This is a genomic window from Phenylobacterium sp. (genome assembly GCF_025351295.1).
Taxonomy (GTDB): domain Bacteria; phylum Pseudomonadota; class Alphaproteobacteria; order Caulobacterales; family Caulobacteraceae; genus Phenylobacterium.
The window spans coordinates 1-13856 of the sequence record NZ_JANXWD010000033.1 but is presented as its reverse complement, the minus strand read 5'-3'; the positions used below and the strand labels follow the sequence as shown (position 1 = coordinate 13856).

10 protein-coding genes and 1 pseudogene are annotated in these 13856 nt (G+C 69.9%); 2 read left to right on the top strand and 9 right to left on the bottom strand.

Annotated elements, in window-relative coordinates; all coding sequences use genetic code 11:
- The 4 genes and pseudogenes from Q0R13_RS05125 to Q0R13_RS05110 all read right to left on the bottom strand — a co-directional run.
- Positions 1-638, bottom strand: a pseudogene (locus tag Q0R13_RS05125) (F0F1 ATP synthase subunit alpha); the annotation flags it as partial.
- A 5-nt stretch (positions 639-643) separates the two neighbouring features.
- Entirely contained in the window at positions 644-1198 is a 555-nt protein-coding gene (locus Q0R13_RS05120) for a F0F1 ATP synthase subunit delta (protein ID WP_293900453.1), read from the bottom strand.
- A 418-nt stretch (positions 1199-1616) separates the two neighbouring features.
- The gene (locus Q0R13_RS05115) at positions 1617-1958 is read right to left on the bottom strand and encodes a hypothetical protein (protein ID WP_293900450.1); all 342 of its coding nucleotides are present in this window, start codon (positions 1956-1958) and stop codon (positions 1617-1619) included.
- Positions 1959-2251: 293 nt separating this feature from the next.
- Positions 2252-2851: a DsbA family protein gene (locus Q0R13_RS05110; protein WP_366852415.1), complete on the bottom strand. Its 600-nt coding sequence runs from the start codon at positions 2849-2851 to the stop codon at positions 2252-2254.
- Positions 2852-3045: 194 nt separating this feature from the next.
- On the opposite strand from Q0R13_RS05110, the gene Q0R13_RS05105 reads away from it, so the two are divergent.
- Complete coding sequence (locus tag Q0R13_RS05105) at positions 3046-5013, top strand: transglycosylase domain-containing protein (protein ID WP_293900444.1); 1968 nt, start codon at positions 3046-3048, stop codon at positions 5011-5013.
- A 26-nt stretch (positions 5014-5039) separates the two neighbouring features.
- Here Q0R13_RS05105 and Q0R13_RS05100 read toward each other — a convergent pair whose 3' ends face one another.
- The 3 genes from Q0R13_RS05100 to Q0R13_RS05090 all read right to left on the bottom strand — a co-directional run bounded on the left by Q0R13_RS05100 (position 5040) and on the right by Q0R13_RS05090 (position 8701).
- On the bottom strand, positions 5040-5777 hold the full coding sequence (locus Q0R13_RS05100; RefSeq protein WP_293900441.1) for a SprT family zinc-dependent metalloprotease: 738 nt from the start codon (positions 5775-5777) through the stop codon (positions 5040-5042).
- 61 nt (positions 5778-5838) lie between these two features.
- Entirely contained in the window at positions 5839-6678 is an 840-nt protein-coding gene (locus Q0R13_RS05095) for a lipid A-modifier LpxR family protein (RefSeq protein WP_293900438.1), read from the bottom strand.
- A 169-nt stretch (positions 6679-6847) separates the two neighbouring features.
- The gene (locus tag Q0R13_RS05090) at positions 6848-8701 is read right to left on the bottom strand and encodes a ribonucleoside-diphosphate reductase subunit alpha (protein ID WP_293900435.1); all 1854 of its coding nucleotides are present in this window, start codon (positions 8699-8701) and stop codon (positions 6848-6850) included.
- A 255-nt stretch (positions 8702-8956) separates the two neighbouring features.
- Here Q0R13_RS05090 and Q0R13_RS05085 point away from each other — a divergent pair, with 255 nt between their 5' ends.
- The gene (locus Q0R13_RS05085) at positions 8957-10078 is read left to right on the top strand and encodes an FAD-binding oxidoreductase (protein ID WP_293900432.1); all 1122 of its coding nucleotides are present in this window, start codon (positions 8957-8959) and stop codon (positions 10076-10078) included.
- A 24-nt stretch (positions 10079-10102) separates the two neighbouring features.
- Here the strand turns inward: Q0R13_RS05085 and putA are convergent, their stop codons facing one another.
- Together putA and Q0R13_RS05075 are read right to left on the bottom strand one after the other, a co-directional pair.
- Positions 10103-13198 carry a bifunctional proline dehydrogenase/L-glutamate gamma-semialdehyde dehydrogenase PutA gene (gene putA / locus Q0R13_RS05080; protein WP_293900429.1) on the bottom strand — a complete coding sequence of 1032 codons (3096 nt, stop codon included), beginning with the start codon at positions 13196-13198 and terminating at the stop codon, positions 10103-10105.
- Positions 13199-13482: 284 nt separating this feature from the next.
- A partial coding sequence (locus Q0R13_RS05075; RefSeq protein ID WP_293900427.1) for an OmpA family protein occupies positions 13483-13856 on the bottom strand: 374 nt, incomplete at its 5' end.

Genomic DNA, 13856 nt, shown 5'->3' with positions numbered 1-13856 from the left:
GAGCGCTTCTGGCCGATGGCGACGTAGATGCAATAGAGCTTGGCGCTCTCATCGTCGCCGGCGTTGACCGACTTCTGGTTCAGGATGGTGTCGATCGCCACGGCGGTCTTGCCGGTCTGGCGGTCGCCGATGATCAGTTCGCGCTGGCCACGGCCGATCGGGATCAGGGTGTCGATGGCCTTCAGGCCGGTCTGCACGGGCTCGTGCACCGATTTGCGCGGGATGATGCCCGGCGCCTTCACGTCCACCCGGCGGCGCTCGGCCACGTCCTTGAGCGGGCCCTTGCCGTCGATCGGCTCGCCCAGCGGGTTCACGACCCGGCCCAGCATGCCCCTGCCCACCGGCACGTCGACGATCTCGCCCAGGCGGCGGACCTCGTCGCCTTCGGAGATGGCCTGGTCCTGGCCGAAGATCACCACGCCGACGTTGTCGCGTTCCAGGTTCAGGGCCATGCCCTTCACCCCGGCGGAGGGGAACTCCACCATTTCGCCGGCCTGGACGTTGTCGAGGCCGAACACGCGGGCGATGCCGTCGCCGACGGACAGCACCGAGCCGACGTCGGAAACGTCGGCTTCCTCGCCGAAGTTGGCGATCTGCGACTTGAGGATGGCCGAGATTTCGGCGGCGCGGATATCCATGGCTCTTACGCTCTCTTGAGGGCGAATTTCAGGGAGTCGAGCTTCGACTTCAGCGAAGCATCGAACAGACGGGAACCGACCTTGACCTTGATCCCGCCGAGGATGGCGGGGTCGACGCGGGTGGTGATTTCAGGATCCTTGCCCAGCGATTGGCGCAGCGCCGCCTGCACGCCCTTGGCCTGGGCGGCGCTGAGCGGGATGGCGGTGGTCACCTCGGCGGAGACGGCGCCGCGCGCGTGGGCGCTGAGCCTGGCGAAGGCGGCGATGACCGCGGGCAGGACCATGGCGCGACCGTTGGCGGCCAGCAGCCCCAGGAACTTCTTGGTGGTGGCGTTGAACTTCGCCTTGGTGGCAATGCCGGCCAGGCCCTTGGCCTTGTCGTCGGCGCTGAAGGTCGGCGAGGCCAGCAGGGTGCGCAGGTCCTTGGAGTCCGCCAGGGCGGCTTTCAGGGAATTCAGGTCCGCCTCGACGGCCGCCACCTGCTTCTGATCGGTCGCGAGGTCGAACAGGGCTTGCGCGTATCTGGCGCCCACATTCGCCGTGTTGGAATCTTCCGCCACTTAATATCCGCCCGGGTCGCGTTTCACACGCCGCAAACGGACCGGTCCGCAGCGACTAAAGGCTTGAAAGCGCTTGAAAAAAGCACATCGGTCCTGGGGCCAAAAACCGCCCCCGGCCCAAAGCCGCGCGCCTACTAGCACGCGATGTTGTGCGCCGCAACCGAGGGAGGGCTCCCCGCTCCTCCACCGTACCGCAGAGTGCGGGGGAGGTGGCGGCGAAGCCGACGGAGGGGGCGCGAGGCCTCAAGCTCCGCGGATGGAGCTTCGCGCCCCCTCCGTCTCGTCGCGTTCCGCGCCGATCCACCGGCCCCGTCGTCTTCGCGACGAGGGAGGAGCGATAGAAAAAGGCCCGCCGGCTTGCGCCAGCGGGCCAGTGCGACAGAAGCTCAAGGAAATCGAGCTGCTGGGAGCGTAGGGCCTACTGCTTGGCCAGCTTGGTGGCGTCGCCGTTCTTGGCGATGGCCTTGGCGTTGCAGAGGGCGAGCTTGTCGGCTTCGAGGCCTTTGCGGCCGCCGAAGGCGGTGACCGGGCCCACCTTGTCGGCGATGGTCTTGCAGGTCGCAGAGGCGAAGGTCGACGAGGTCGGGGAGCTGGCCACGCAGGTGTCGGCTTCGCAGTTGAAGATCGCGCCGCCGGCGATGAACTTCACCTTCTCGGCGACCGGGGCAGAGAGCTTGGCGGTGATCGGCTCGCCCGCGAAGGCGGAACCGGCGGACAGGGTGACGAGGGCGGCGCAGGCCGCAAGGATTTGGAGCTTCATTGAGCCCTCCAGCGTTTCGGGGAGTATCGGCGTCAAGGATTTGAGTACCGGCCCGGTCCACCGCGTTTTGGCCGCCGCGGGTATCCCCTCCCTTGGCGCACTGCGAACTAAGCATCGCTAAGATAACGGTGTTAAGATCGAGGGCGCAATAGAAAATTGTGCACTGCGGCTATGCGCAAATGCAGAGCCGATCTGCGATGCCGCAGCCGGAGTTGGCGACGAGCGCCGCCCGTTGTCCCCCGGATCGCCCTGCGGGCGCGGCCGTGGGATGAGGATAGGAAGGGTGCGGCGCGCTAACCGCCGGCCGCCTTGATCGCTGCGTCCAGCTCGTCCAGCGAGTGGTAGCCGGCGTCCAGCTTCTTGTCGTTGATCACGAAGGTCGGCGTGGAGTCGACGCCTTCCTTGTTGTGCTTCTCCACCCGGTCGTTGAGCGCCTGGATGGCCTTCTCGTCGTTGACGCAGGCGTTGAACTGGGCGTCGTTCATCCCAACCGTGCGGGCGATGTTCACCAGGGTCTCGCGCGGCGCCTGGAAGGCCTGCTCCTGGTTCTTGTAGAGTGCATCGACGACCGCGAAGTACTTGTCCTTGCCGGCGCAGCGGGCCAGCAGGAAGCCGGAGGCGGCCACCGTCACCTCGACCCCGCCGCCCACCAGCATTTCCTTGGAGACGAAGTGGATGCGGTTGGTGTCGATGTATTTGGCTTTGAAGGCCGGATAGACCTCCTGGTACCAGCGCCCGCAGATCGGGCAGCCGACCGAGGCATATTCCGTCACCGTCACCTTGGCGGCCGGATTGCCCAGCGACATGTCGTCCGGCAGCGCGCCGCCCACCGGGCCCTTCTGTCCGCAGCCGGCCATCGTCAACGCCAGCAAGGCCAGCAGCGCAATCCTCATCCGCGACATACGCGTCGTTCCCTTTGTCGGTTTTGGCCCAAGCCCCGGCCCGGCGCGCAACTTGGCCGAAGCCGCGCCCGGAAGGAAGCCCACCGCCGCGCCTGTTCATATCTCGTCAATCATGTTGGGCGTTCTGATGGGCTGCGATAAGGCGGGGGCCGGGCGGGCTCATCGATCGGTAGGACGACGTATCCATGGCCAATGCCCAGCCGCCTGGCCGCGGGCGACAACCGCGCCCCAAACGCACGCCGCTCCAGAACCTGATCTACTGGACCCTGGTGCTGGGCGTCTGGGGGCTGATCTTCCTGGTGGCCTTCTTCGCGGTGTTCGCGGTCGACCTGCCGGACACCTCGCAGCTCTATGATGTGAAGCGCCAGCCGTCGGTCTCGTACCTGGACCGCTCCGGCGCCCTGCTGGCCGTGCGTGGCAGCCAGTACGCCCCGCCCGTCGACCTGGACAAGCTGCCGCCCTACGTGCCCAAGGCGTTCATCGCCATCGAGGACCGCTGGTACTACTGGCACTTCGGCTTCAATCCCTGGGGCATCGCGCGCAGCCAGATCTACAACATGCGCCACAAGGGCGAGGGCGGCCCCCTGCGCGGCGGTTCGACGATCACCCAACAGCTGGCGCGGAACCTGTTCCTGACGCCCAACCAGAACTATCGGCGCAAGGCCCAGGAGCTGATCCTGGCGGTCTGGCTGGAGGCCAAGTTCTCGAAAAAGCAGATCCTCGAGCTCTATCTGAACCGGGTCTATTTCGGGGCCGGCGCCTATGGCATCGAGGCGGCCTCGCAGCGCTATTTCGGCAAGCCGGCGTCGCAGCTCAGCCTGGGCGAGAGCGCCCTGCTGGCCGGGATCATGAAGGGGCCGTCGCGCTATTCGCCGGTGGCCTCCACCGACCGCGCCGCCCGCCGCGCCACCATGGTGCTGGACGAGATGACCTCCGCCCACTTCATCACCCCGGCCCAGCGCGACGAGGCGCTGCGCACCAAGGTCCGCGTGAACCCCGTGCTGGCCAATCAGCGGGCGCAGTACTTCACCGACTGGGTCGATGACCAGGTCCGCGCCGTGGTCGGAGAGCCCACCGAGGATCTTGTGGTGGAGACCACGCTAGACCTGCCGCTGCAGGCCAGCGCCGAGCAGGCGGTGCAGGACGGGGTGCTCGCCGCGAAGAGCCAGGGGGTGGAGCAGGCCGCCCTGGTCTCCCTCGACGGCGAGGGCCGGGTGCGCGCCTACGTCGGGGGGGTGAACTACCTGCAGAGCCAGTTCGACCGAGCCACCCAGGCCCGGCGCCAGGCCGGCTCGGCGTTCAAGCCCTTCGTCTACCTGACCGCCATGGAGGCCGGGCGTACCCCGGACACCCCCGTGGTCGACGAGCCGCTGAAGATCGGCAACTGGGAGCCGCACAACTATACCAACGCCTATCTCGGGCCGATCACGCTGCGCACCGCCCTGGCGCAGTCGATCAATACCGTGGCCGCGCGGCTGGCCAGCGAGGTCGGCACCGCCAATGTCGCCGCCACGGCGCATCGGCTGGGGATCACCTCGACGATCCAGCTGGACCCGTCCATGGCCCTGGGCGCCGTCGAGGTCAGCCCGCTGGAGATGGCCCAGGCCTATGCGCCGTTCTCCAACGGCGGCTATTTCGCCAAGGGCTACGGCATCGAGCGGATCCGCACCGCCACCGGCCGGGTGCTCTATGACCATGGCGTCGACCGCGGCCCGCGCCAGGCGGTGATCGCCCAGCCGGCCCTGGGCTACATGGTCTCGATGATGCGCGGGGTGATCGCCGGCGGCACCGGCGGGCGGGCCAACGTCCCCGGCTACGACCTGGCCGGCAAGACCGGCACCACCAGCGACTACCGCGACGCCTGGTTCATCGGCTACACCGGCGGCTTCGTCACCGCCGTCTGGGTCGGCAAGGACGACAACAAGCCGATGCGCAAGGTCACTGGCGGCGCGGCCCCGGCCGGCGTCTGGAAGCAGTACATGACCGCCGCCCTGCCGCGCCTGAAGGTCCAGCCCATCCCCGGCGGCGACTACGTCCCCGAACCCCCCAGCGCCATCGACCAGATCGTCGATGGCGTGACGGGGCTGCTGCACGGGGACCGGGAACAGCCGGCGCCGGAAGCCCCCCGGGATCGACGGGATCCGCCGTATTGATTTCCCTCCCTTAACGAGCAGGGACGTCAGCCCCCGAACGCGTGCAGCCTCGCGCCCTCCGCCCGCAACCAGGCGCGGTGGCCGCGTTCGTCGCCGACCAGGGTGCGGACGTGGGCCCAGAACCTGGGGCCGTGGTTGAGCTCCAGAAGGTGGGCGCATTCGTGGGCGGCCACGTAGTCGGCGACCTCGAAGGGGGCCAGCGCCAGGCGCCAGGAATAGCGGATCACGCCGGCCGTCCCGCGCGGGCCGGGCTTGCAGGATCCCCAGCGCGACTTGGCGTCGGCGACGCTGACCTTGGGCATCGGCGCCCCCAGCGCCAGGGCGTAGTGGGCGGTGCGGGCGCAGAACACCTCCAGCGCCTTCTTCTTCAGGACCAGGATCACCGCCCGCGCATAGCCCTCGCCCTCGCCCATGGCGGCGATGCGCGGGGTGGAGCCGTCGATCGGCTCGATCCAGCGGGCGCGGCCGGAGCCGGCCTCCAGCCGCACCGGGCGGCCGAACACCTCGATCAGCTGGCCGGGGACCAGGGGGCTCGCATCCGGCAGTTCGGCCAGCCGCTCGGCGATCCAGGCCGCGCGCTCGCGGGCGAAGGCGGCGGCCTCGGCTAGGCGCCGCGGCGACGGGGCGGTGGCGACGATCTCGCGGCGGGTGCGGTCCAATCGCAGCGACACGCGCCGGGCGCGGCGGTTCACCTTCAGGCGCACCGCGACGCCGGCCACCTCCAGCCGGTCGCCGTCGGCAAAGCTTCGGCCGAGGAGACTCATACGATGGAATCTAAGGCGTCATCCCGGTTTCGCGAAGCGAAGACCGGCGCCCGAGGCGGTCTTACCGCCCGGGCCGGATCGAGAAGGTGACCGCGGCGACGGTGTCGTTCTGCGTCGTCTGGCCGAAAACCATGTGGCGGCCCTTCACCTCGCGGTGGATCACGCCAAACGATGACTGCACGTCGCCCTTGCGCCAGCCGATCCCGATCTGGGCGTCGCCGACCAGGGCGCCGGTGGAGTCCGTGCTCCAGCCGGCGCGGTCCCAGCCGCGGTCGTCGCGCATGATGTTGAGGCCCACCGCCTGGCCGCTGGCGGCGGCGAACAGGTACCAGCGCCCGGCGTCGCCGTAGCTGGCGCCGTCCCTCACGCCCATGCCGCGCAGCTGCGCCAGGGCCTGTGCGCGGCGCGACTTCGGCGAGACGGTGAGCGTCGCGCCGCCCTCGGCTTGGCCACCGCGGCTGGAGAGGCCGAGGCCGGCGTGCGGCGCGATGTCGAAGGCGAAGGTTTCCGAATCGAAGCTGATCGCCTTGGGCCAGCTGCGCACCAGGGTGACGTCGATGTCGCCGGCCTTGAACGCGCCGCGCTCCAGGTTGAGCGGCAGGCCGCCCGGGGTGCGCAGGACGCCGCCGATGTTGACCCGCAGCGAGTCGACGGGGCCGTCCTCGTGGTCGCCGGACAACAGCACCTCGGCGGATTGCCAGACGATGGGACCCTGGCCGACGGCGTAGGCCTCGTGCTCGACGAACCGCGCGCCTGGATCGACGGTGATGGCGGCGTTGCGCGGCGCGAACGCCGCTTCGTTCAGCAGCCGGGCCGACGAGGTGGGCGAGAACGATTGCGCGCCGGCGCCGCAAGCGCCTCCGCAACTGAGCGCGATGGCCATGAAAGCCACCCAACGCATGCTCGTCTCCCAATCCACGCGAACGGCCGCGTGGTCCCCGCGCCCATAGTTCCACGCTGGACCAGGGCCGCAAGGCGAAAAGTGCCTCACGCGAATTGCGGCATGCTTAACGGCTCGAGGCGCCGCCGAATCCGGCGGCGATTGGTCGCGGCCTTTGCCGTGCGTCCGCCTACTGGCAGGCGAGGCATTCCTCGTAGTCGGTCTTGCCCTCGGCGTGGACGACGGCCGCCATCGCCTCCTCGCCGGCGTGGCTGGCCCGCTGCACGGACTTGGAGCGGAGGTAGTAGAGCGACTTGCAGCCGCGCTCCCACGCCATCCAGTGCAGCATGTGCAGGTCCCACTTATCGACGTCGCCGGGCAGGAAGATGTTGATCGACTGGCTCTGGCAGATGTCCGGTGTGCGGTCGGCGGCCAGTTCCACGACCCAGCGCTGGTCGATCTCGAAGGCGGTCTTGAAGGTGTCCTTGTCGTCCTGGCCCAGGAAGTCGAGGTGCTGCACCGAGCCCTCGTTCTGCAGGATCGAGTCCCAGATGGCCGGGGTGTTCTGGCCGGTCCGCTCCAGGACCTTCTCGAGGAAGGGGTTCTTCACCGCGAAGGTGCCCGACAGCGTCTTGTGGCTGTAGATGTTGGCCGGGATCGGCTCGATGCCGGCGCTGGTGCCGCCGCAGATGATCGAGATCGAGGCTGTGGGCGCGATCGCCAACTTGTGGCTGAACCGCTCCATGATCCCGCGGTCCTGGGCGTCGGGGCAGGGGCCACGCTCGGCGGCGAGGGTGCGCGAAGCCGCGTCGCACTGGCGGCGCAGGGTCTTGAACAGGCGCATGTTCCAGGACTTGGCCATGGCGCTCTCGAAGGGCACGTTCTGGCTCTGCAGGAACGAGTGGAAGCCCATCAGCCCCAGGCCAACCGAGCGCTCGCGCTGGGCGGCATAGACGGCGTTCTTCATCTCCGGCGGCGCGCGGTCGATGAAGTCCTGCAGCACGTTGTCGAGGAAGCGCATGACGTCCTCGATGAAGGTCGGGTGGTCGCGCCACTCCAGGAAGGTCTCGGCGTTGACCGACGACAGGCAGCAGACCGCGGTCCGTTCCTCGCCCCGGTGGTCCTTGCCGGTGTGCAGCACGATCTCGGAGCACAGGTTCGACTGGCGGACCGACAGGCCCAGTTCGCGCTGATGCTGTGGCATGGAGCGGTTCACGGTGTCGGCGAAGATCAGGTAGGGCTCGCCGGTCTGCAGGCGGATCTCGAGGATCTTCTGCCACAGCGAGCGGGCGTCGACCTCGCGGACGACGTCCTTGGTCTTGGGCGAGCGCAGGCCGAACATCAGCCCGTCGCGCACGGCCTCCATGAACTCGTCGGTGATCGAGATGCCGTGGTGCAGGTTCAGCGACTTGCGGTTGAAGTCGCCGGAGGGCTTCCGGATTTCCAGGAACTCCTCGATCTCCGGATGGTGGATATCGAGGTAGACCGCCGCCGAGCCGCGGCGCAGCGACCCCTGGCTGATCGCCAGGGTCAGCGAGTCCATCACCCGGATGAAGGGGATGATGCCGCTGGTCTGGCCGGCGCCCTTCACCTTCTCGCCGATGGAGCGCACGCCGCCCCAGTAGGTGCCGATGCCCCCGCCGTTGGAGGCCAGGGCCACGTTCTCGTTCCAGACGCTCTGGATGCCTTCCAGGCTGTCGGGCACGGCGTTCAGGAAGCAGGAGATCGGCAGGCCGCGCCCCGCGCCGCCGTTCGACAGCACCGGCGTGGAGGGCATGAACCAGAGCTGGGAGATGTAATCGTAAATGCGCTGGGCGTGGTCGGCGTCGTCGGCATAGGCCGTCGCCACCCGGGCGAACATGTCCTGATAGCTCTCGCCGGGCAGCAGATAGCGGTCTTCCAGGGTGGTCTTGCCGAAGTCGGTCAGCAGGGCATCGCGCGACCGGTCGACCTCGACCTTGCGGACCAGCTGCAGCTGCGGTCGCTCCCGCTTGGCAACCTGTTCAGAAGCCTCGGCAATCCCAACTTGCACCGCTTCACTCATGATCCTGCCAAGCCCCTCGTTGGAAAGCGCACCCGCTCTCCGCTCTACATCTTGTGGTTCAACCCCCGAACCGACCCACATATGGGGCACCTGTCCGGTTGACTCGTCAATGAGGCGAGGGGGCTGTCCCCAAGGTTTTTCGCTAATGAGACCTTAACGCGCACCCCGCGCCCCTCGGTCGAGAGATCCTGGAGATGCGCCGATTCACGACACTGTGAACATGATATTCCGACAGGCTCACGGCAGGAGGAGCGCATGCAGAGCCGCTTCATCGTCATCGGCGCGGGCATGGCCGGCGCCTCTGCCGCCGCGTTCCTGGCGCAGCACGGACCGACGGTTGTGATCGAGGCCGAGGACCAACCGGGCTACCACACCACCGGCCGCTCGGCGGCGAGCTACATCGACACCTATGGCCACCCCACGGTCTGCGCCCTCACCCGCGCGTCGCGGCGGTTCTTCTGGACCCCGCCGGCGGGCTTCGCCGAACACCCCCTGGTGCGGCCGCGCGCCGTGCTGGAGATCGCCCGGCCCGACCAGGCCGTCGCGCTCGCCCGGTCGCTGGAGGGCGCCGGCGGGGCGCTGCGGCCGATCGGGGCCGACGAGATCCGCGGCCTCTGCCCGATCCTGCGGCCGGAGATCGCCTGGCGCGGCGCGCTCAACGCGAGCACCGCCGACATCGACGTGGATGCGGTGCTGCAAGGGTTCCTGCGGCTGGGCAAGGCGCGGGGCGCGGAACTGGTCACCGGCGCGCGCGTGACCGGGCTGGACCGCACGCCCGCGGGTTGGCGGGTCACGACCTCGGCCGGCGTCTTCGAGGGCGCCGTGGTGGTCAACGCCGCCGGGGCCTGGGCAGGCCCGGTGGGCCGGCTCGCGGGCCTGGGCGACCTGGGCCTGACGCCGATGCGCCGCACGGCGCTACGCGTGCAACCCGTGCCGCGAGACGGCCTCGACGACTGGCCCTTCGTCATCGACGTGGACGAGACCTTCTACTTCAAGCCCGACGCCGGCGGCCTGTTGCTCTCCCCCGCCGACGAGACCCCCAGCGAGCCCTGCGACGCCCAGCCCGAGGAGCTCGACGTCGCCTACGCCGTGGAGGCCTTCGAACAGGCGACGACCGAACAGGTCCGCCGCGTCGCCCACCGCTGGGCCGGCCTGCGCACCTTCGCGCCGGACCGCATTCCCATCGTCGGCGCCGACCCGCGCGAGCCGGCGTTCATCTGGCTGGCCGGCCAGGGCGGCTACGGCATCCAGACCGCGCCGGCCCTGGCCGAGGCCTGCGCCGCGCTGGCGACCACGGGGGCGTTGCAGGCCGGTTTGCTGGCGCAGGGGATCAGCGCAAGCGACCTCGGCCCCGGGCGGCTCATTGCCCGCCCTTGATGGTGTGTGTCCCTACTTATTACCTCAGGCGTCCAGGTTCAGAAGGGCGGGGTCACCGCCCTGGGCGGCGATGTTGACGCTGAGCGCACGCTCGACGGCGTAGCGCAGCAGGGCGTTCGGGCCGCCGGCCTTGGGTCCGGTGCCCGAGAGGCCCTCGCCGCCGAACGGCTGGACGCCTACCACCGCGCCGACCATCGAGCGGTTGACGTAGGCGTTGCCGGCCGGGACGGTGCGCTGCACCTCCGCGGCGAAGGCCTCGATGCGGCTGTGGACGCCCAGGGTCAGGCCGTAGCGGGCCTTGACCAGGGGCGCGGCGGCCTGGGCCAGCTTCGTGGGGTCGTAGCGGACCACGTGCAGGATCGGGCCGAACACCTCGCGCTCCAGGAAGGCGGCGCCGGGAATCTCCGCCAGGGTGGGCGCGAAGAAATGGCCGCCGGCCGGAACGTCGAGGCGCTCCAGGATCCTGGCCTCGGCCGTCAGGCGCCGGGCGTGGGCCTCCAGGGCGGCGCGGGCGTCCTCGTCAATCACCGGGCCGATGTCGGTGCGCGGGTCGGCCGGGTCGCCGACGACCAGGGTGCGCATGGCGCCCTTCAGGCCCTCGATCAGCAGCTCGGCGGTATCGTGCGGCACGAACAGGATGCGCAGCGCCGAGCACCGCTGGCCGGCCGAGCCGAAGCCCGATTGCAGGACGTCGTCGATCACCTGTTCGCGCAAAGCCGTGGTGTCCACGAACATGGCGTTCAGGCCCCCGGTCTCGGCGATGAACGGCACGATGGGGCCCTGGCGCGCGGCTAGCGTCCGGTTGATCGCCCAGGCCGTCTCGGTGCCGCCGGTGAAGGCCACGCCGTCGCAGCCGGCATGGGCGACCAGGGCCTGGCCGACCGTCGCGCCGTCGCCCGGCAGGAGGTGCAACACCTCGGAGGGGATGCCGGCGGCGTGGAACAGCTTCACCGCCTCGGTGGCGACGATGGGGGTCTGTTCGGCGGGCTTGGCCAGGACCGCGTTGCCGGCGGCCAGGGCGGCGGCGACCTGGCCGGTGAAGATTGCCAGCGGGAAGTTCCAGGGGCTGATGCAGACGAAGACGCCGCGGCCGTGCAGGCTGAGCTGATTGGTCTCGCCGACCGGTCCGCGCAGGGTCTCCGGCTGGGCGAACTGGCGTTCGGCCAGGTGGGCGTAGTAGCGGCAGAAGTCGGCGGCCTCGCGCACCTCGGCGACGGCGTCGGCCAGGGTCTTGCCGGCCTCGCGCACGCAGATGGCGATCAGCCGGTCGCGGTCGGCCTCCAGGGCGTCGCCCATGGCGCGCAGCAGCCTGGCCCGGCCCTCGCCGCCGCGCCGGTCCCAGGCCGGCTGGGCGGCCTTGGCGGCGGCGAAGGCGGCGTCGACGTGGGCCGGGGTCGCGGACCAGCTTCGGCCGATCGTCCGGCCGAGGTCCGATGGGGAAACCACGGCCTGACCGGCCCCGTCCTTCAGCAATTTGCCGCCGACGATGGGTCCGGCCTCCAGCGCCTCCCCGTCCAGCGCGGCGATCGCGGTGGCCAGGCCGTCCCGCGTCTCGGCGATCGACAGGTCCACGCCCTGCGAATTCCTGCGGCTCGGACCATAGAGGTCGCGCGGCAGGGGGATGCGGGCATGCGGTCCGGCGCCGGCCGCCTCGACGGCGCCGATGGGGTCGACCACGACCTTCGACACCGGGGTCTTCTCGTCCAGCAGGGCGTGGACGAAGGAGGTGTTGGCGCCGTTCTCCAGCAGCCGCCGGACCAGATAGGGCAGCAGGTCCTCATGGCTGCCCACCGGAGCGTAGACCCGGAGCGGGAAGTCGCCGTAGCGGTCCTGGGCCGCCCCATACAGCGCCTCGCCCATCCCGTGCAGGCGCTGGAATTCGGGCGAAAGTCCCATCTGGCTCGCCATAATGCGCACCGCCGCCAGCGTATGGGCATTGTGGGTGGCGAATTGCCCATAGAGGTGCGGCGCGGCGCCCAGCAGGGCCCGCGCGCAGACCAGGTAGGAGACGTCCGTCGCCGCCTTGGTGGTATAGACCGGATAGCCCGGCAGGCCGGCCACCTGGGCGCGCTTGATCTCCGAATCCCAGTAGGCCCCCTTGACCAGCCGCACCATCAGCCGCCGGCCGCTGGACCGCGCGATGCCGGCGACGGCGGCGATCGCCTCGGGTCCGCGCTTCTGGTAGGCCTGCACCGCCAACCCCAGGCCGTGCCAGGCGCCCAGCGCCGGCTCGCGCGCCAGCCGGTCCAGCAGGTCCAGCGAGATCGCCAGCCGGTCGGCCTCCTCGGCGTCGAGGGTCAGGTTGATGTCGGCCTGGGCGGCCATCGTCGCCAGCCGGACGATGCGCGGATAGAGGTCGGCGAACACCCGCTCGGCCTGGCGCGCCTCGTAGCGCGGCGACAGCGCCGAGAGCTTCACCGAGATCCCGTGGCCGCGCTCGGGGCCTTGCCCCTTGGCCTGTTTCGCCACCGTCCCGATCGCCCCGGCGTAGGCCGCCTCGTAGCGGTCGGCGTCGGCGTCGGTGCGCGCGCCCTCGCCCAGCATGTCGAAGGAACAGGTGAAGTCGTCGGCGGCCGCCCGCCGGATCGCCTTGGCGATGGTGGCGCCCAGGACGAACTGCTCGCCCATGATGCGCACCGCGGCGCCCACCGCGCGGCGGATCACCGGTTCGCCCAGCCGCCCGGCCAGCCGCTTGATGAAGCCCGGCAGGTTGGCCCGGGCCTCATCGTCGGGATCGATCAGCTTGCCGGTGAGCATCAGGCTCCAGGTCGAGGCGTTGACCAGCATGGAGTCCGACTGGCCGGCGTGGCTGGCCCAGTCGGCCGAGGCGATCTTCTCGGCGATCAGCCGGTCGCGGGTTTCCTCGTCGGGGGTGCGGAGCAAGGCTTCGGCCAGGCACATCAGCGCCAGCCCCTCGCGGGTGGACAGGCTGAACTCTGCCAGGAAGCTCTCGACCACGCCCTGGCGGGTGGCGCTCTTGCGTGCCGCCCGGACCAGCGCCTCGGCCTCCGCCTGCACCGCCTCGCGATCCTGCAGGCTCAGCGGCCGGGTCGCCAGGGCGGCGGCCAGCGCGGTGCGTTCGTCGGCAAACTTTGACCGGTCCAGATGCTCGAAAGCCATGCGCGCGCCTCGGGTTCGGCCGGTGAATGGGAGGGCTGTGCGGCGAAAGCAAGTGGGTCGGGGTACTTTCCCTCCCTCAATGGGGAGGGACAGGCGGCGACCCCGCCAGGGTGGGGAGGTGTGGGCCGGCACGCGGCGTTGGGGATGATCGTGACTCCCCCACCCTAGCCGCTCCGCGGCCTGTCCCTCCCCATTGAGGGAGGGATACAGCGCGGAGCTTGGCCTCCAAGAAAAAGGGCCCGGCGTTTCCGCCGGGCCCCTCAATTCAGTCCGTGGCGATCGACCTAGAAGTTGATGTCGATCGTCGAGCGGCGGTTCAGCGGTTCCTTGACGCCGTCGCCGGTGGCGACCGCGGGCATGGTCTCGCCCTTCCAGTCGACCGAGAGGGTCGTCTGGGCGACACCGGCGCCGACCAGGGCGTCGGCCACGGCCTTGGCCCGACGTTCCGACAGGCGGACGTTGTAGGCCGGCGAACCGGAGGTGTCGGTGTGGCCGACCACAACCACGCGAGTGGCGTTGCCGCCCTTGGCGTAGTTGGCCGCGTCGTTGATCACCGCCTGGGCGTCCGGCGTGATCACGTACTGATCAAACGGGAAGTAGACGATGAACTGCTTGGCCTCGTAGGCCGCAGCCGCAGGCGGCGGGGGCGGGGGAGGCG

Excerpts from the sequence above, each read along its gene's own strand:
- Q0R13_RS05115 (WP_293900450.1), bottom strand. The coding sequence starts at position 1,958 with ATGAAGCTCCAAATCCTTGCGGCCTGCGCCGCCCTCGTCACCCTGTCC.
- Q0R13_RS05110 (WP_366852415.1), bottom strand. The coding sequence starts at position 2,851 with ATGAGGATTGCGCTGCTGGCCTTGCTGGCGTTGACGATGGCCGGCTGC.
- Q0R13_RS05105 (WP_293900444.1), top strand. The coding sequence starts at position 3,046 with ATGGCCAATGCCCAGCCGCCTGGCCGCGGGCGACAACCGCGCCCCAAA.
- Q0R13_RS05100 (WP_293900441.1), bottom strand. The coding sequence starts at position 5,777 with ATGAGTCTCCTCGGCCGAAGCTTTGCCGACGGCGACCGGCTGGAGGTG.
- Q0R13_RS05095 (WP_293900438.1), bottom strand. The coding sequence starts at position 6,678 with ATGCGTTGGGTGGCTTTCATGGCCATCGCGCTCAGTTGCGGAGGCGCT.
- Q0R13_RS05090 (WP_293900435.1), bottom strand. The coding sequence starts at position 8,701 with ATGAGTGAAGCGGTGCAAGTTGGGATTGCCGAGGCTTCTGAACAGGTT.
- Q0R13_RS05085 (WP_293900432.1), top strand. The coding sequence starts at position 8,957 with ATGCAGAGCCGCTTCATCGTCATCGGCGCGGGCATGGCCGGCGCCTCT.
- putA (WP_293900429.1), bottom strand. The coding sequence starts at position 13,198 with ATGGCTTTCGAGCATCTGGACCGGTCAAAGTTTGCCGACGAACGCACC.